The sequence below is a fragment of the Dyadobacter sp. AC419 genome, from assembly GCF_979253085.1.
Genome location: NZ_CEEDCD010000017.1, coordinates 84,680 through 102,349, shown reverse-complemented (window position 1 = coordinate 102,349; position 17,670 = coordinate 84,680). Strand labels below are relative to the sequence as shown.

Annotated in this window: 13 protein-coding genes and 3 pseudogenes; 7 read left to right on the top strand and 9 right to left on the bottom strand. The window is 45.5% G+C overall.

The window, feature by feature from the left end:
• The first annotated feature begins 3 nt into the window (after positions 1–3).
• The gene (locus tag AC0IYG_RS10690; RefSeq protein WP_471711072.1) at positions 4–342 is read left to right on the top strand and encodes a cupin domain-containing protein; all 339 of its coding nucleotides are present in this window, start codon (positions 4–6) and stop codon (positions 340–342) included.
• Here the strand turns inward: AC0IYG_RS10690 and AC0IYG_RS10685 are convergent.
• A complete protein-coding gene (locus AC0IYG_RS10685; RefSeq protein WP_471711071.1) occupies positions 336–1,082 on the bottom strand; it encodes an SDR family NAD(P)-dependent oxidoreductase in 747 nt (248 codons plus the stop codon). The genes AC0IYG_RS10690 and AC0IYG_RS10685 overlap by 7 nt on opposite strands.
• A 294-nt stretch (positions 1,083–1,376) precedes the next feature.
• Between AC0IYG_RS10685 and AC0IYG_RS10680 the strand changes: the two genes are divergently transcribed.
• Genes AC0IYG_RS10680 through AC0IYG_RS10670 form a run of 3 tightly spaced genes read left to right on the top strand, consistent with a single transcriptional unit; the run spans position 1,377 to position 5,492 of the window.
• On the top strand, positions 1,377–2,591 hold the full coding sequence (locus tag AC0IYG_RS10680) for a glycoside hydrolase family 2 TIM barrel-domain containing protein (RefSeq protein ID WP_471711070.1): 1,215 nt from the start codon (positions 1,377–1,379) through the stop codon (positions 2,589–2,591).
• Positions 2,588–4,447, top strand: a complete 1,860-nt coding sequence (locus AC0IYG_RS10675) for a glycosyltransferase family 2 protein (RefSeq protein ID WP_471711069.1) — start codon at positions 2,588–2,590, stop codon at positions 4,445–4,447. Before AC0IYG_RS10680 ends, AC0IYG_RS10675 begins: the two co-directional genes overlap by 4 nt.
• Positions 4,448–4,487: 40 nt before the next feature.
• Positions 4,488–5,492 (top strand): hypothetical protein, encoded by a 1,005-nt coding sequence (locus AC0IYG_RS10670; RefSeq protein ID WP_471711068.1) that lies wholly within the window; start codon positions 4,488–4,490, stop codon positions 5,490–5,492.
• Between the two features lie 9 nt (positions 5,493–5,501).
• Here AC0IYG_RS10670 and AC0IYG_RS10665 read toward each other — a convergent pair whose 3' ends face one another.
• The 6 genes and pseudogenes from AC0IYG_RS10665 to AC0IYG_RS10640 form a co-directional block, all read right to left on the bottom strand.
• On the bottom strand, positions 5,502–7,184 hold the full coding sequence (locus AC0IYG_RS10665) for a glycoside hydrolase family 26 protein (RefSeq protein WP_471711067.1): 1,683 nt from the start codon (positions 7,182–7,184) through the stop codon (positions 5,502–5,504).
• Between the two features lie 167 nt (positions 7,185–7,351).
• On the bottom strand, positions 7,352–7,783 hold the full coding sequence (locus tag AC0IYG_RS10660; protein WP_471711066.1) for a hypothetical protein: 432 nt from the start codon (positions 7,781–7,783) through the stop codon (positions 7,352–7,354).
• 138 nt (positions 7,784–7,921) lie between these two features.
• Complete coding sequence (locus tag AC0IYG_RS10655; RefSeq protein ID WP_471711065.1) at positions 7,922–9,094, bottom strand: glutathionylspermidine synthase family protein; 1,173 nt, start codon at positions 9,092–9,094, stop codon at positions 7,922–7,924.
• A 15-nt stretch (positions 9,095–9,109) separates the two neighbouring features.
• Complete coding sequence (locus AC0IYG_RS10650; protein WP_471711064.1) at positions 9,110–9,727, bottom strand: Cj0371 family chemotaxis-regulating polar lipoprotein; 618 nt, start codon at positions 9,725–9,727, stop codon at positions 9,110–9,112.
• A 208-nt stretch (positions 9,728–9,935) separates the two neighbouring features.
• Positions 9,936–11,223: pseudogene (locus AC0IYG_RS10645) on the bottom strand (aminotransferase class V-fold PLP-dependent enzyme).
• Positions 11,224–11,289: 66 nt separating this feature from the next.
• Positions 11,290–12,054 carry a M23 family metallopeptidase gene (locus tag AC0IYG_RS10640; protein ID WP_471711063.1) on the bottom strand — a complete coding sequence of 255 codons (765 nt, stop codon included), beginning with the start codon at positions 12,052–12,054 and terminating at the stop codon, positions 11,290–11,292.
• A 160-nt stretch (positions 12,055–12,214) separates the two neighbouring features.
• Between AC0IYG_RS10640 and AC0IYG_RS10635 the strand changes: the two are divergent.
• A pseudogene (locus AC0IYG_RS10635) lies at positions 12,215–13,187 on the top strand (aldo/keto reductase).
• Positions 13,188–13,224: 37 nt separating this feature from the next.
• On the opposite strand, the gene AC0IYG_RS10630 reads toward AC0IYG_RS10635, so the two are convergent.
• Positions 13,225–13,635 carry a DoxX family protein gene (locus tag AC0IYG_RS10630; protein WP_471711062.1) on the bottom strand — a complete coding sequence of 137 codons (411 nt, stop codon included), beginning with the start codon at positions 13,633–13,635 and terminating at the stop codon, positions 13,225–13,227.
• 192 nt (positions 13,636–13,827) lie between these two features.
• On the opposite strand from AC0IYG_RS10630, the gene AC0IYG_RS10625 reads away from it, so the two are divergent.
• A complete protein-coding gene (locus tag AC0IYG_RS10625; RefSeq protein WP_471711061.1) occupies positions 13,828–16,089 on the top strand; it encodes a TonB-dependent receptor in 2,262 nt (753 codons plus the stop codon).
• Between the two features lie 149 nt (positions 16,090–16,238).
• Positions 16,239–16,550 carry an isoamylase early set domain-containing protein gene (locus AC0IYG_RS10620; protein ID WP_471711060.1) on the top strand — a complete coding sequence of 104 codons (312 nt, stop codon included), beginning with the start codon at positions 16,239–16,241 and terminating at the stop codon, positions 16,548–16,550.
• A gap of 122 nt (positions 16,551–16,672) precedes the next feature.
• Here AC0IYG_RS10620 and AC0IYG_RS10615 read toward each other — a convergent pair.
• Positions 16,673–17,594: pseudogene (locus tag AC0IYG_RS10615) on the bottom strand (hydroxypyruvate isomerase family protein).
• Positions 17,595–17,670 lie beyond the last annotated feature (76 nt).

The following is a 17,670-nucleotide window of genomic DNA, read 5'->3' as shown; positions in this document are numbered from 1 at the left end:
ACTATGCCTTTTGTTAATTTCAATACCAATAAACATGTGAAAATCTGGGACGGCATCCACGGAACGCTCTCACACTCAGACAAAATGACTTTCGGCCATTTCACGATTGATCACGGCACCGTTCTGCCTGAACACAGCCACCATCACGAGCAATGGTGCCATGTGCTGGAAGGTGAGCTGGAATTTGACATTAATGGCGAAAAAATGCTTTTGACAAAAGGCATGACCGCTTACATTCCTTCGCACGCACCACATTCCGCTGTTGCCCATACGCAATGCAAAGTGATCGATTGCTTTACGCCGGTTCGCGAAGATTTTATTGAGCTGGAAAAAAATCAGTAAGTGGCCCTTCCTCCCGAAAGATCGAATGTGAAGCCGGTGGTGAAACTGTTTTCTGCGGAAACAATGAATGTGGCCATGCTTGCGGCTTCTTCCAATGTTCCGCAGCGGCGCATTGGAATTTTGTCGGTCATGTATTTCACCTGCGTATCAGGCATAGCGTGCACGAGCGGCGTTTCGATTACTGCCGGGGCGAGCGCATTAATGGTGACACCGGTTTCAGCATATTCCTTTCCCTGCACTTTGGTCATGCCGATAACGGCGGCTTTGGAAGCAGAATAGGCCAGCATCCCTGCATTTCCCTCCTTGCCAGCAATGGAGGCAATGTGCAAGATCCGGCCGTAGTGATTGGCCAGCATGTACGGCAAAACGGCTTTCGAAGTGTAAAAGCTGCCCATGAAGTTGATATCGAATACTTTTTTAACATTATCGGCATCCACTTCGTGACTCTTAACATTGGTAGCGCCCGTAATGCCCGCGCAATTAATTAGGATATCCACTTTGCCAAAACGGTCTACAACTTGCAAAACCGCCTTTTCCACCATTTCCTGGTCCGTAACGTCTACACTTATGAGTTCTTCCTTGTCCGGGTTCCCGATAAATTCATTCCGAAGCGTTTCAGGATTGAGGTCAAACAACCCGACATATGCTCCTTCGTTTAATAATTTGTGAGCGATAACCAGCCCAAGCCCGGATGCGGCTCCGGTAATAATGGCAACTTGTGAGCTAAAACCTGTATGCATTTTAATAATGGCAATAAATCGTTGAGAGGGCCTTATTTATAAAAGCAAAAGCTGATTCAATTTTACCACCTTCAAGCGAAGCCGTTTTGTTACTTTAAGGGACATCAGCTGTTTTTAAATTACTAGATTTTCAGTTACTTAGGCGCTGTGAACCTCAATCCGCTCCGTCCGCACGCCTGCAACTTCATTTTTGCGGGAAAAAACATTGTATTTACAACAATGTGCGGAGGTCTGTTGCTCTTGTTTTTAATTCTTGGATCATGCTCAAATCCGAAAAAAAAATCCGACGCAGCTGTGCAAATTGTTGAATCAGACGACGGATACACACTTTTGCGAAACGGTAAGCCTTTTGAAATTAAAGGTGCAGCAGGCAATTCGAACATTAGCAAATTGCGGGAAGCGGGTGGAAATTGCCTGCGGATCTGGGACACAACACATTTGGAACAAATCCTCGATAGCGCCCAGGCCAACAACATTGCCGTCATCGCCGGCCTGCCCATACAGAACAGCAATCAATTGGCGCTTTATGACGACACTAAACAGACACAGCAACAATTTAATGCTTTTAAAACGCTGATTAACAAACACAAAAACCATCCGGCCCTATTGGCGTGGTGTCTGGGCAATGAACTGGATTTCCCTTATAAGCTTGCATATAACCGGTTTTACGATGCATTTAATGCACTTACCGACATGATCCATGAGCAAGATCCCGATCATCCGGTGACGACAACCGTGCTTGATTTTAACGAGAAATACATTGCGAATATCCAGCTCCGTTGCGACATTGATTTTATTTCCTTTAATGTTTTTAACAGCATAGGATTCTTGCGAGGTGAGCTAAATCGGTTTGCATGGTTTTGGGACGGACCTTACATGCTGCTGGAATGGGGGATCGACGGCCCCTGGACTGGAACGGCAAGCACTGCCTGGGGCGCTTTTATTGAAAATCCAAGCAAGAAAAATGCTGACGTTATGATGAAGCGTTACCAGGAACACATGCCGTTGAAAGATCCTCGTTTTCTGGGATCATGCGTCTTTTTTTGGGGAAGTAAGCAGGAAGCGACGCACACGTGGTTCAGTATGTTTGATGAATCAGGCGAACATTCGGAAACGGTTGCGATCATGGAATATCTGTGGAAAGGCAAACCTGCGAAAGACCATTATCCGGAGGTTCAATACATGTTGGTGAATAAAAAGGGTGCTGCTGATAACATTCTGCTCAATAGCAGACAAACGATTGTTTCAGAAATCGTTATGCATGATCCGGACAGCATTAAATCCATCCAGTGGGAAATTTTTAAGGAGGATTGGTATAAAAAAAATCTGCAACACAGCACGCAAAGGCTTATTCCGCTGGACAGCTTAACCGTTCCGGGGACACAGCTTTCGGCACAGTTTAAAGCACCATTAGCAGAAGGTCCTTATCGCATTTTTGCAAAAATTTATGACTATAACGGCCATTTTGCGACTTGCAACACGCCCTTTTATGTGGTAGCCGACGAATGAAGCGCATCACGGTTGCGCCGCCAACGAGAAAGGAGCTGATCACACTCCGGGTGATGATCTTCATCGGGTGCATTGCGATCGTATTTTTCCTGTATAAAGTGCTTGGGCAGGCCGTGCGCGGATATGCGCCGCTGTACTGGATGCTGATGGCCACTTTCGTTTTCACTTGCCTGAAATTGCTATACGAATGGTATCATTATCTCTACATTACCGTCCCCAAAACGCCGCCGCTGACCAGGGATTTTACCGTTGATATTTTCACAACATTCTGTCCCGGGGAGCCTTACGACATGATTCTTGAAACGCTGACTGCGGTAAAAGCAATCACTTATCCCCACGAAACCTATCTCTGCGACGAGGCGGACGATCCCTATTTAAAAGAAGTTTGCAAGCAGCTGGGCGTGCATCACATTACGCGCACGGACAAAAAAGATGCGAAGGCGGGCAACATTAACAATGCGCTCAAACAATCTTCCGGCGAATTGTGCGTCGTGCTGGATCCCGACCATGTCCCTTTTCCCGACTTTCTAGACCCGATTGTCTCTCATTTTTCCAATCCCGAAATCGGTTATGTGCAGGTTGTGCAGGCTTATCGCAACAGCAACGAAAGTCTGATCGCGAAGGGTGCAGCGCAGCAGACTTACCAGTTTTACGGGCCAATGATGATGACCATGAATCAGTATGGAACCGTCCTTGCCATTGGTGCAAACTGCACTTTCCGGCGGACGGCGCTGGATTCGATCGGTGGACATGCGGCTGGGTTGGCGGAGGATATGCACACATCCATGCAACTGCATGCGAAGGGCTGGAAGTCTGTTTATGTGCCCGAAGTTGTGGCCCGCGGGCTCGTGCCCTCCACTTTGTCTGCTTATTACAAGCAGCAATTGAAATGGTCTCGCGGTGTTTTTGACTTGCTCGTGACGGCTTATCCAAAGTTGTTCAGCCAGTTTTCGTGGCGGCAAAAACTGCATTACGGCATTATTCCCATGCATTACATGTCCGGGCTCATTTATCTGATCAATTTCCTGATCCCGATCATCGCGCTGGTTTTTGGCGTGACACCGATGCATATCGACATTTCCGAGTTTGGAATGGCCGTTTTCCCACTTATTGCAGCAATTGTTCTGATCCGGCATTTTGTTCAATGGTGGGTGATGGAGGATGACGAGCGTGGCTTTCACATGGTGGGCGGATTGCTTTTAATCGGGACCTGGTGGATATTCATACTCGGCCTCATTTACACCATTGCTGGTAAAAAAGTCCCTTACGTGCCTACGCCTAAGGACGGAAATGAAGCCAACAACTGGCCGCTTAACATTCCTAATCTCCTCGTTTTAGCGGCTTCTGCGGGCGCTATAACTTACGCTTTACTGACCGACTGGAATCCTTACAATCTGATTATGGCGGGTTTTGCTGGGCTCAACTGCATGTTCATGTGCTTCACCATTGCGGCCAGCCGACAGCAGCAATTCCGGCTTTTGCGTGCGCGAAATCCCTGGCTGAATGTCGTAATGGGCCGTTTGAAGATTGTAAAAGGTTTTCTTTGGATATTAAGGCATCAGCTTTACACGGGTCTGCGTAATACGGCCATGCTCATTACAGTCCTTTTGCTCGGAATATGGATTTACAATGCGAAGTTTCAGTTTTTGGAAGACGTAAACCCCGATCCGGAAACCTCAGAACGGCTTGCGACGCAGATCTCCACGCTTGAAAGAAAACCTGCTCCAAACGATCCTATCCTAAAATCAACGCTGCCAGAACGTCCCATTAATGATCTGGCGAATGCTAAAATTTTCTTTAAAGACGCAAAGGGCGTCAACTATCATAAGGGACTAGAACTGGCCGGAGACTTTTAATGCATTTACCAAAAAAGAGCTCGTTGCGGATTTCGTTGAAATGAAACACATTGGCATTAACACCGTCAAATTTTATGGGCCGAGTTTCTACGATCACAACATTCTGGCGGTTGCACAAGCGCAAAATATGAAGCTGCATTATGGCTTCTGGATTTCAGATAAAATCGATTTTCGGAAGGATAAAAAGAGCTTAAAGACATGGTCTGAGACGATATTAAGGACCATTCAGAAAAATAAAGTAAACCCAAATATCATTTCCTGGAACATTGGAAACGCCGTTTTTCAGAATCTGCATCAGCATTATCAGCAGCCTGCATTGGTTTATCAACAGAAAGCCTATTTGCTTTGGTTAAAAGATTTGATCTTTAAAATAAAAATGGCTGACCCCAAACGTCCTGTCACGGTGGATGTTGAAGCGTCAGAAACAACGCCAGAACTGGTTGCGCTGACCCGTTCTGTTATTCCGGAAATTGATGCCTATGGTCTGGTTTACAACGATGACAAATTTAAAAAATCAGCCACATTTAGCTTCCCGCATTTTGTTAGTTATGTTCCTTTTGAAGTGTATGATAAGCTTTCAGAAGAAGCGAATGGTGTTTTTATTTCAAACTGGCAGGACGTTCACACCTCTTCGCGGGTGAGTTTTGATGCGATTAAAGATTACACGGGGCGACACAAAAACACTTACCTACAACTCGTTGCGCGCTGGAAAGGCGGAGCCAGGCCGCTCAATATTCCGAAAGTAAAGATCCTGAGACCAGCCGTGGGGACGTTTGCCGGCACATTGCTTAACTATCATGCAATTATCGAAAGGAATTCGAGTTGGAATGTTGTCAATCAGTCGGAAACTGGTTTACAATTCGAGTGGAAGCTGGTTCGGATGGATAATTTAGGAAATCCGATAGCGATGAAAAGTGTCGGCAATGGCCCCGAACTGACACTTCAAATTCCGAATCACCCGGAAATGTATGCGCTTTATTTATTTGTTTTAAAAGGCGATATGGTGACCGAGATTGTCAATTCCAGCCTTAACACGCCTTTGTAATAAAACCAATCATTGTTCGGAAAGCGCATTTACAAAACTCTGGAAAGTTTCCTTGCTCACGCCCCAGTCAGGAGCCGGAATGTCGCCCCAGACTTTGGGATTATCCGCAAGATTGAAATAACAAACGCCTTTAATCTCCTGGTGCGCATTAATGACGTCAGCAGCTTTGTTTAACCATTTCCCCTGAAAATCCTCGGGGCCTTTTACGCCGAATTCAGTGATAAAAAGAGGTTTTCCTGCCAACCGCATCCGGTGATTTTTTCGGTTAAAAATTGTTTCAAAAGATTCCTGTTGCTCAGGATCCGTAATGTTTTTATCGGGCAATCCGTAAATGGCAATGCTAATGTAATCCACCACATCGCTGCCCGGCCACCATTCCATCGAGCCGCGGTCCCCGGCTGGGCCCCAAACTTTCTTAATGTGATTTTGTTGAGTTTTATCAAAATTCATAAAATAGCGATAAGCCTTAATGTACAGCACCGGATCCTGACTTTGCCACGCATAGCGATGGATCGGAATTTCCATTTCGTGTGCGAATCGCAGGTAAACCGTCTGTTTGCTGGCGGCAAGGACACGATAGATCTCCCTGAATTCAGCGTCATAAATGCCGTTAATGACATTAATGAGCACATTAGTATCGCCGCGCGCTTTCATGTCCCGCCAGGGTTCAATGCTGACAATCGCATCATGCTTTCTTGCCATGATCGCATTGAAATCCTTTTGAAATTGTCCCTTCTGCACACTTTCCAGATCGATAAAAATGTGTTCAACGCCAACTAACCCGGATTTAACGAGGACTTCATTCGGATCATAAACGCCAATCAGCTGTGCACCCTCGCGCTTGAATTCTGCATTTTCCGTGTCATTTTTGTCCGAATACAGATATTCAGATTCATCCTTCGTCTCCTTAACAGCCTGGCTCAGGGCTTTTTGTAACTCTCCCACGTTGCCCGCGCCTGCATTGATAATGAGAACGGGTTTTTCAAACGCCCGCATTCTCTGGATTTTGCGTTTGAAGTTCGTAACCACATCCTTAACCGGTGGAAAAGCAGTCGCTTTCAGCTCGGATGCGCCGTTAAGCGTTACACTCGCATAATCTACGTTTTCAGCACCCGGCCAATATTCATCTGCGCCGGGATAGCCAGCCGCTCCCCAAATTATTTTTGCTTTTGGAAAAACGCTTTTGGATAATGTCGCAAAGTGATTGAATGCTGCGATATAGTTGGCAGGAGCCTGATATTGCCACGGGTAAAGCTGCACAGGAACTTCCATTTCAGGATTCAAGCGCAGATAAATGTTGCCGGTCCGGTTTTTCAATGCAAGGCACAATGCTTCGATTTTGGCATCATATGCACCGTCGTTAATGTCCTTGATCGCGTCCGGTGCAGAAGCATAATCGGTTCCGGGCATCAGGATGGTGATGATTAGGTTTTCCGTTTCAGGGATTTTGGCAATCAATGTTGCAAGAAGCGGCTGATTAACGACCTTATCCAGCTTTAATGCATAATGCTCAAACGATGGAAGCTTTGTGTCGCTATCCCGTTCGTAAATGCCGATGACAGGTTGTGCGAATGTTGAATCGAGATAATCGTAGGACTTTTTGGAAGGAAATGCAAATTTTTGAACTAAAAAAACCACCAGAAAAACGGAAAGCATTCCGCCTGTTATGAAGACGATCTTGGAGGTTTTCATGCAATAGATCAGCGTTTAACGGAAAAGCTGAATTTAGTTAAATTCTATTGCAATGAGGGGAATTATGGGAAGGAGAGAAAATATTAAAGCGGACAAACCGGCTAATTAAAATTGTAGCCCGCTGCCCGCTTTGCAAGTGAAAATCCGAATCATAATGGTCAATGTAATTATACTAGTTGTGTTTCGTATTGCAGACCAATCTGTGCTGCTGGAAAGCTCAAAACCGTATTAAATTCACTGACAGCCTGGTTAACTTGTCTTTGAGAAATGCCGCTGTATTCAAGTATTAATAACTTCGCTTGCTGCGCGGACAATCTCTTTAATTTCCAATATTGTGGATGATTGATGCCGATTGGAGCGCGGAAATATTTTTCTTTCGGCTCGCGGATTTGTATTTCGTATTCTGTGCTTCTTTGCGGATTATCGTGAAGGAAATAACCTTTTACTACAACTTTAACTTCTCGTCCACTTTTTAATTGAAAGATCTTCTCGTGTATCATGACTGTTTTGTTTAGAAATTTTCGGAATGAGCTGGCGTTGATTGGCTGAATGCTTGATTGCAAAAAACTCGTACCAGGCTCAACCTTAAATGCCGTCACAAACTTTGTAATACAAAACCGTTTTTTCTTAAAAAGATTAGCAAACGGTCGTTTGAGTTAGCCTGCGGTTGTTTTCAATGTATCGATAACATTGACAGGCGTTTACGACCGATATTAAAATTGCTAATAGCACGAAAATCAGTCAACAATGTGCCCTACGAACTGCGCCTTATTATCGAGAATCCGACCGCCGCGACGAAAGCCAAGCGCGCAAGCTTCACCCGCATAAAACACGCCCGCCTGATAGGAAAGATCGGCAGCGTCCGTAGGAAATGTGAGATATTCCTGATAGATCTTCGGCTGGTCATCATATTCGCCTTCAACCGTTTCCAGCACTTCACCTCCTTTTTCAAGAATAGAAACATTGGCACCTTCACGGCCAAAAAGCACTTTCCGGACCGATTTCTTGTGCGGCAGCGCATAACGCTCAGTTTGCAGCAACAGCGGATGATATGGGTAAAGGTCCCACAACACTTTTAATATGTATTTGGATTGGAATAAAAGCGTGTAAGCCGGATTAAGGATCACTGCTTTTCGGTTTTTGACAATGTCCGTCAGCATTTTTGCCAGCTCCGGCTCGTCGTTACCAATGTATTCCCAAGGCACGAGTTTGAACCAAAAATCGAAGCGTACAAAATCATTTGAATTCGGCTCCATCTTGAAAATCCCTTCACCATTGGAAAACTCAACGTCCTCTATATACGCAAAGTCCACATCAAAACCCGCTTCCCGCGCGGCTTCTGTGAGCAACGCAACATTGGTGTCGTCCTCGGGATAACCGCGCATGGTCGAAAAAAGGATCGAAGCATCCAGATCATTGTTAGCCTCTCTCAAATATCTGAACTGACCGACGAGCGTTTCGTAAAGCGTGTTGAATTGCTGCGATTCATCGAGTCCGTTCATGCGCAGGTGCGCCCATTGCACAACAGCAGTTTCGGGAATGCAGGTTGCCGTGTCGGCATTGAATTCAATGAGTTTGACCGGCTCGTCATCAATCCCGCCAGCCAGATCGAAACGGCCGTAAAGATGAATGTGGCGGTCGTCCTGCCAGGATAATTCGACGAGTTCAATGAGGTTTTCCGGAATGCCCATATCTTTGAACAAGCCGTTGTCAATCACATATTGACCTGCTTCCACCATCATTTCGTACAAAGTGCCGGCCGCTTCATAATATTGCACAGCCTGCTCTTCGGTGATCACCACCACATCGCTCACGACATACGGAGCTGTATCTGCGCCCAGCATCCAATCCCAGCCTACATTTTGCAATCCTTTTTCGGGGTGATTGGGGAGCGATTTTAACTTAATCATAAACCTGAATTTTAATTATCCGCCGCTTCTGCCAGCTGAGCGACCGAAGAAACCATTTCTACCGCCTTTTGGTCGTGCAGTCACCGTCCTCGTGGTGCGGGACGCATTGATTTGCTGCACAGCGCTTTGCGACCGGTTATATGCATTAGGGTCTGCGTAAAAACCTCTTGCCATGTTTCCGTTATCGCGGCCGCGGAAGTTGTTCATGTACGAATTGCCTGAATTTCTGCCCAGCAAATAACCCATTCCACCATATAAAAGCATGCTGGATAAGCCGCTGTGATGTCCTACATAAGCATTGTTGTTTTTTATCTCATTGTCAATCAGTGCTTTGGCGGCTGATGTGCTCAATGAATCGGTGTGGCCGTCCAGGTAAGTGACAATGGCGAGGGACTTGTCGGCGTCAACACTTTCTTCGTCCATGATTTTGAATTCGCCCGGCTTCACTTCCTTGATATGCGAGCGGATGCCTTTGGAATAAGTGCTTTCTTCGTAGCTGTATGCCTCTTCTTCTTCGTTGGAACCGCAACCTGTCATGCCAATTCCGGAGGATAAAATCGCCAGTGCCAATGCACCGCTGATGCTAATGTCTTTGGCCCTTTTAATGAAAGAACCCTTTCGTAACTGCGTCATATTAAATTTGGTTTTCAGTCTGATGCTAATCAAAAATAAAAATTTCGAGCCCGCATCAAAATGCAATTGTTTCAAGTGGTTCAATTTACCGACTTTAAAATCCTTATCTACTATAAACGGTCGGAATGGGATTATACTGTAAACAAAAAAGCATAACCCAGCCAAACAGGCATCGGTTATGCTCTTAAAAAGGAGATAAAAATGATTATCAGGCTTTTTTAGCAATCTTTTCGAGGGCGCCAACGAGCTTGTCCAAATCACTTATTTTGGTATAAACATGGGGCGTAACCCGCACACAATGAATATTTTCCCAATTTATTCCCACGGTGTGGATCTGATATTCTTTCATCAGCCTGCTGTCCAGCTCTTCGGGCTTCATGCCGTCAATGCTCACGCCGGCGATGGCGCAGGAAAATTCTGGTTTCAGGGAAGTGTGAATCTTCACACCAGGGAATTTGCAGCGCTTTTTCAGCCCAGTATTTTTTCAAATAATGCACCCGCTCCTGTTTCCTTTTAGACCCGATCCCTTCCTGAAAATTGATGGCTTCGCCGATGGCCTGCTCAATGCAGAAACTGCGCGTCCCCAGCGTTTCGAACTTGCGGATATCCTTGCTTTTGGGCTGACTGTTGCAGAGTAAAGGCCAGATTTTCTCGATTTTGTCCTTCTTAATCCACATCATTCCGCTGCCAACGGGCGCGCTTAAAAATTTATGAAGGCTCGTTCCAAAATAGTCGCAGTCCAGGTCAGGAATTTTGTAATCAAGCAGTCCGAATGTATGCGCACCGTCCACAACGACTTCAATTCCTTTGCTATGCGCCATATCACAGATCTTTTTGACCGGCATAATCTGCCCCACCCAATTGATAATGTGGGTGACGTGAATGATCTTCGTTTTGGGCGTAACCGCGTCGGCAAATGCTTTTACGATCTGCTCGTCGTTTTCAATCGGAAAATCAAATGATAATTGTTTGTAAACCAGCCCATCGCGCATTTCCCGTTGTTTCCAGGCCTGGATCATGTTCGGATAATCCTGAATTGTGCCGATTATTTCGTCGCCTTTTTCGAGCGGCAGGCCGAAAATAATGGTGTTAAGTGCTTCTGTGGCATTTCTGTTAATCGCAATTTCTTCCGCATCGCAGCCGCCAAGCTTGGCCAATCGCTGCCTTAACGGCTCGCGGCCTTTGTCAATGATGCGCCACATATAATAGGAAGGCCCCTGGGCGGCTGCTTTGTTATATTTTTCCAAAGCTTCCTGCACGGCAATCGGTGAAGGCGAAACGCCACCGTTATTGAGGATAATGATGTCACTTTTGCTGGCCGTGTAAGCATCCTGAATCACCGACCAGTAATCTTCGTTATCCGCACTGTTTTCACTCCAAAGCTTTTCGGCTTCGTAAAAACTTTCGGCATGCAGTTCATTGAACAGACTGTTGAGACCAAAGGCGCCAACGCCAATGGCCGCGCTCTTTCGGAAAAAGGACCGGCGATTGTTCATAAAATCAGGTTTTCGGGATAGTAATAGAGTGAGCTACAATTTATTAATTAATAGCATCAATCCCAATCATTGATCCGGCGAAGTCCCTTTTGCAGTGGATTGGAGCAGCCAGTCGTAAGTGTTGACGGGCAGCGGCATTCCATATTCGTCCAGTTGCAGGAACATTAAGTGCAAGTGCGTAGGCGAACGTTTTTGGTAAGCATTGTATCCCGAGCGTCCCATTTCTGCGATTTTATCGCCTGCATTAACCCATTGGCCAGGCTGCACTTCAATGATGTTATTGTGCGCATAATAGAAAAGTCCGTCAAGGCAGGGATCGTAAATCCATATCCAGTTTCCACCACGATATTCACTGTCAAACTTCCAGCCGGTTTCTGTTGCCAGAACCACGCCGGATGTGAATGCAAGCACGTCAACGGGTTTCCAGGTGCGGTCGTCGAGGTTATCCTGATCTTTGTCTTTGATAAAAAGGTCGTGCGCGGGATGACTCCCTTTTACATTGTTATCGAAAAGGTCAAACCCGTCGCCGCGGTAACCTCTTCCCCGGCCGCCGACGGATTCGCGGGCGGTGTAATTTTTGACAGGATAAACAAAATATGCGGAGTCAATGCCGCGGCAAGTGTCTTTGCTGTAACTCGCTCTCAATTCTCGCATTACTGCGCGGAATGCTGCCCGGGCAGAATCCGGCGAAATCACATCGTCGCGGATATCCATTTGCAACTGGTGAAACGCGGCGCATGATTCTGACCGTTTTTCGGAAGGTTCGCTCTGATTTACCCACCCGGAAATGCTGAGGATCAAAACAATTCCGGCAATTCTTTTTATGGTCATCAACAATACTTTTACCATCAACCCTTTGTCTCTCACTTACAAGTCTAATTGAAGAACGTTATCTTGACTTTCTGAACTTAAAATTCTACAAATGTATTTCTTAAACATTAAAAAGACGCGATTAAACGCTTTAAAACAGGAACACTAAATTTACTATACAATGCAAAACCGTCGTTTTGGGCGCAGTGGCTGGCAGATCAGCGAAATAGGTTATGGAATGTGGGGACTTGCAGGCTGGACCGGCTCTGACCGTAAAGAAACAGATGACTCGCTTAACCTTGCTGTTGAGTCGGGCGTCAATTTTTTTGACACCGCTTGGGGTTACGGCGAAGGCCTTAGTGAGCGCATTTTAGGTGATCTTATCCGCCGATATCCGGACCGCAAATTATACGCAGCAACCAAGATACCGCCAAAAAACCGCCAGTGGCCTTCTAAGCCTGAGTTTGCGCTGAAAGATGTTTTTCCTGCGGATTATATTATTGAATATGCGGAGAAAAGTCTTCAAAACCTTGGCACCGAACGCATAGATCTACTTCAATTCCACGTTTGGGAAGATTCCTGGGCGCAGCAAGATGAGTGGAAAGAAGCAATCCAGAAATTAACGAAAGAAGGGAAAGTGGAACGCTGGGGAATCAGCGTGAACCGCTGGGAACCGGATAATGTGCTGGAAACGCTAAAAACCGGCTTGATCGACGCCGTTCAGGTTATCTATAATATTTTTGATCAGGCACCGGAAGACAATCTTTTTCCGCTTTGCAAACAAATGGACATTGGCGTCATTTCGCGTGTGCCATTTGACGAAGGCACATTAACCGGCACTTTGACGAAAGAAACAACTTTCCCGGCCGACGACTGGCGCTCGACTTATTTTGTGCCTGAAAACCTTAACTCAAAGTGTGGATCACGCCGAAGCGCTGAAAGCCGATATCCCGGAGGGAATGACGATGCCGGAACTTGCATTGCGGTTTATATTGAACAATCCGGATGTGCATACAACCATTCCTGGCATGCGCAAGCTGCCGCACGTGAAGTCTAACATTGCTGTGAGCGATGGCAAATTACTGGATCCAGAAATTGCTGAAAAGCTCAAAACACACCGCTGGGACCGATCTCCGACCCAATGGTCACAATAGAAAAAAAGCGCTTCCAAATCCGGAAGCGCTTTTTTTGTCATCTATATAAACCGTTATCGACTGAAAAACGGCCCGGACCCGTGAAGAACAGGGTTATGTAAACGATCAGGAAGGAAAGTGCATGCTCTTTCTTATCAAATGGGTCATTGGCGTGAATAACGAGCAAAACAACGGCCATTGTGAAAATCAACGGAATAAGCGCCGCCCGACTGAAAAGCCCCAGAACAAGCAAAATAGAACAGACGAATTCTGCAAAAATCGTCAGGTAAAGCGAAAGCTCCTCCCCGATCCCGATCGGGTCTGCAAATGAATGGTCTCCGCTCAGTAAGCCTTGCAGCTTTGCATATCCATGCGTAATCATCAGCAGGGAAAACCCGACTCTCAAAATTAAAACACCCCAATCCGCAGACGCGGGAAGCTTAATTGGTTTCAAAAATTTTTTCAGCATTGTTCAGTGGGTTGGTTTTTACTTACGGTTTAAAATCATTCGGAACGCGCAATCTAGTAAACGCGCATCAGGAATCAGTAAGTTTCCTAAATTTTTTCATGCGTCGAATTATAAGTTATTGTTTGTGGAATAATATTTTTAGATTTACCTAAATTATTATTGAGGAAAAGTTAAATCAAAGATTAAGCTTATATGAAGACACTCATACTCTTGTTATTATGCACACTTTCATTGCATTTATCAGCGCAGCACAGTCTGTCCGGCAACATTACATTGGAGGATGGAACGGGTCCGGCATTCGGAGCTTCGGTGTACATTAATGAATTAAAGACGGGCACAACTGCTGACTCAACAGGTAACTATCGCATTACCGACATTCCAAAAGGCAGTTATACATTACGGGTAAGCTTCATTTCCGTGCCGTCCATTACTGAGAAAAATGTCCGGATTGAACGAGATTTAATTAAAAACTTCGTCATGAAATCGGGTGCCAACGCATTGGACGAAGTCGTTGTGACAGGAACCATGAAAGAGGTTTCCAAACTCGACAGCCCGGTGCCGGTTGACATTATCACTGCCAAATTCATTTATAAAAACCCGGTTCCAAGCATTTTTGAGGGACTTAGCTATGTCAACGGCGTAAGGCCACAGCTCAATTGCAATGTGTGCAGCACAGGCGACATTCACATTAACGGACTCGAAGGACCTTACACCATGGTGCTCATCGACGGCATGCCGATGGTCAGCGGACTTTCGACAGTTTACGGCCTTTCCGGAATTCCGAATAGTTTGATTGAACGTGTAGAAATCGTAAAAGGCCCGGCTTCGACACTTTACGGATCCGAAGCGGTGGGCGGCCTCATTAACATTATCACTAAAAATCCTTCAAAAGCGCCAGTTTTTTCGGCCGACGCATTCAGCACTTCCTGGCTGGATTATAATGTGGATCTTGGTTTCAAATTCAATGCGGGTTCGAAAGCAAGCTCCCTTTTGGGGATCAGTTATTTCAATTACCAAAATCCGATTGATAATAATAAGGACGGATTCACCGATCTGACTTTACAGAACCGCATTTCTATTTTCAACAAATGGTCGTTTAACCGGAAAGACAACCGCCTTGCGAGCATTGCCGCGCGTTACTATTACGAAGACCGCTGGGGCGGACAAATGAATTGGAATAAAACCTATCGCGGCGGATCAGACGTTTATGGTGAAAGCATCTACACCAAACGATTTGAAGTCTTGGGCACTTACCAGCTTCCTATGGCCGAAAAAGTGACATTGCAATACTCATTCAGCTCGCATAATCAGAATTCGACTTACGGTAATGTGCTTTTTAATGCGGATCAGAAAATTGCTTTTGCACAATTGCTTTGGGACAAGGAAATCGGCAGTCATAACCTGCTTTTCGGGACGCCATTCCGATATACTTTTTACAATGATAACACGACTGCAACACGCTTATTGGATGGCAAAGATCATCCGGATAAGATATTTTTGCCGGGAATCTTCGTTCAGGACGAAATCAAGGCTGGCGCACATTCGGTGCTGCTCGGTGCGCGTTATGATTATAACAGCCGGCACGGAAGCATTTTCACGCCAAGGCTGGCTTACAAATACAAGTTTAACCAAACTGATGTTGTTCGCCTGAACATTGGCCGGGGATTCCGGATTGTGAACCTGTTTACCGAAGACCACGCTGCCTTAACCGGTTCGCGGCAGGTTATATTGAAAGAAGAGCTTAATCCGGAGCAAAGCTGGAATGTGAATGTCAACTTTGTCAAGAAAATCGTCACCGGAAGTTCATTCATTGGTTTTGACGCCTCGATCTTTTACACCCACTTCACCAACCGCATCTTGCCGGATTACGACACAAACCCGAATGAGATCATTTATGACAATCTGGACGGTTACGCAGTTTCCAAAGGCGTGAACCTGAATCTTGATTTTAATTTTCCTTTTCCACTCAAAATAATTGCTGGCGGGACTTACATGGAAAATTTTCAGAAAGAAAATGGCGTTCGCTTTCGTCCGGTGCTGACAGAAAAATACACGGGCGTCTGGTCGGTTTCTTATGAGTTTCAAAGGTCAGGCGTTTCGCTGGATTACACCGGAAATATTTACGGACCGATGCGCTTGCCGATCCTGAGTGAGGAAGATCCACGGGCGCGCATTTCGCCGGTGTGGTCACTACAAAACATTCAGATTACCAAGAAGTTTGACAATGGTCTGGAAATTTACGGAGGCGTCAAAAACTTGCTAAACTTCACACCACCAGCAAATTCTATCGCCCGCGCGAACGATCCTTTCGATAAAAATGTACAGTTTGATAATAACGGACAAGTGCTCGCGACACCCGATAATCCGTATCGCCTGACGTTCGATCCGTCCTACGTTTTTGCGCCTAATCAGGGCATCAGGGGCTTTGCCGGAATGCGATATACGTTACGCTAATTTTGAGCAATTAAGAAAATAAAAAAACGAAATCTGGCGTTTAACTATGATTATTCAAAGATGAAATTCCTATATGATATTGATATTCATTGATTTGAATAATTTTTGATTGTATATTTGTCTCATCAACTATTTAACACTACATAATCATGGCATTAACGAAACAGTTTGTAAAAAGTAAATCAGTTTACAAAGTAACATTTACAGTTCCAGCAGAAGCGGCAGTTGAAGCTAAAAAAGTGGCGCTTGTTGGTGACTTTAACGGATGGAATCCAGAGGAAGCGATCGCATTGAAAAAGCAGAAAGACGGCTCTTTCAAAACAAGCCTTGAACTTGCATCAGGCGAGTATCAATTCCGTTACATCCTTGACGACGAGAAATGGGAAAACGACTGGGCAGCAGACAAATACGTTGCAGCTGGCGTTGACGAAACCATAGAAAATTCAGTTGTAGTTTTGTAATTCGCTCTCAGCATTCCGCTGCCGGCAATGAAAAAACCCGGAGAGTATTCGCTACTCTCCGGGTTTTGTTTTTATAACAATATCAAGCCGAATGCTCGCAGCAGATGCCCGGAAGCGACTACCTAAATTGTGAAGCTATCGCTTTCTACATATGCCTTGATCAGCGCCTCTTCACCTTCTTTTCCTGGTGAGAAATTGCCATGCTCCATGCCCATGATAAACGACTTGTTCTCTTTTTTGCTGCGGTCGTAAATGTATTTGAAAATATTTTTGTAGTTAATCTCACCCGTTGTCGGCTCTTTACGTCCCGGCTCATCCCCTATCTGGAAATAATCGATTTCACTCCAAGTCCTGTCAATGTTGTAAAGCAAGCGACCTTCGTTTTTCTGCATGTGATAAATGTCGTAAAGGATCTTGCAAGATTTGCTGTTCACCCCGCGGCAAATTTCATAAGTCTGATCAGAAGTGCGAAGGAAAAAGGTTAGGCGAATCGCTTAGCGGTTCCAAAACCATTACCAATCCGTGCGGTTCCAGAATTTCCGCTCCACGGCGCAATGCGTCGATCACATTACCCGTTTGAACGCCTATCGGCAAATTTCTTTCAAAATCACCTGGCACAACGGTCATCCACTTCGCATTCACACGCTTGGCAACTTCCACTGCTTTTTTACAGCCATTCAAGAAAATATCAATGTATTCCTGCTTGCCAGCTGCTAATGTGTTGGCACCATTACCGCCTTTATCTACAACAAAAACGCCCATTTGCATGCCCAGACGAGTCATTTCCTTGGCAATGGCTTCTTGCTGCTCCACTGGCCGGCCCATCATTCCATTATCTTCGATGGCCATAAATCCCTGGTCAGCCATAAATTTCAGCTGGTCAATAACGTCTTTTCCAGCGCTGTTCTGGAACATGCCGAAGTGAGACGCGTATTTAAGCTTGAATTTATTTTTGGCCGTCGGGGCAGTAGCGAAAGCTTCTCCTGTTGCGATCGCTGCACCAGCCAAACCAAGTGAAGATTTTACAAAATTTCTGCGGAGCATATTTTTCTTTACGTTATGTTTTTTGAAATGTAAAGATGCAATGCAACGAAATATACCGCAAACCGGGCCGGAAACT

Coding starts and splice junctions, on each gene's coding strand:
- AC0IYG_RS10690 (WP_471711072.1), top strand. CDS start 4: ATGCCTTTTGTTAATTTCAATACCAATAAACATGTGAAAATCTGGGAC.
- AC0IYG_RS10685 (WP_471711071.1), bottom strand. CDS start 1,082: ATGCATACAGGTTTTAGCTCACAAGTTGCCATTATTACCGGAGCCGCA.
- AC0IYG_RS10675 (WP_471711069.1), top strand. CDS start 2,588: ATGAAGCGCATCACGGTTGCGCCGCCAACGAGAAAGGAGCTGATCACA.
- AC0IYG_RS10670 (WP_471711068.1), top strand. CDS start 4,488: ATGAAACACATTGGCATTAACACCGTCAAATTTTATGGGCCGAGTTTC.
- AC0IYG_RS10665 (WP_471711067.1), bottom strand. CDS start 7,184: ATGAAAACCTCCAAGATCGTCTTCATAACAGGCGGAATGCTTTCCGTT.
- AC0IYG_RS10655 (WP_471711065.1), bottom strand. CDS start 9,094: ATGATTAAGTTAAAATCGCTCCCCAATCACCCCGAAAAAGGATTGCAA.
- AC0IYG_RS10650 (WP_471711064.1), bottom strand. CDS start 9,727: ATGACGCAGTTACGAAAGGGTTCTTTCATTAAAAGGGCCAAAGACATT.
- AC0IYG_RS10640 (WP_471711063.1), bottom strand. CDS start 12,054: ATGACCATAAAAAGAATTGCCGGAATTGTTTTGATCCTCAGCATTTCC.
- AC0IYG_RS10630 (WP_471711062.1), bottom strand. CDS start 13,635: ATGCTGAAAAAATTTTTGAAACCAATTAAGCTTCCCGCGTCTGCGGAT.
- AC0IYG_RS10625 (WP_471711061.1), top strand. CDS start 13,828: ATGAAGACACTCATACTCTTGTTATTATGCACACTTTCATTGCATTTA.
- AC0IYG_RS10620 (WP_471711060.1), top strand. CDS start 16,239: ATGGCATTAACGAAACAGTTTGTAAAAAGTAAATCAGTTTACAAAGTA.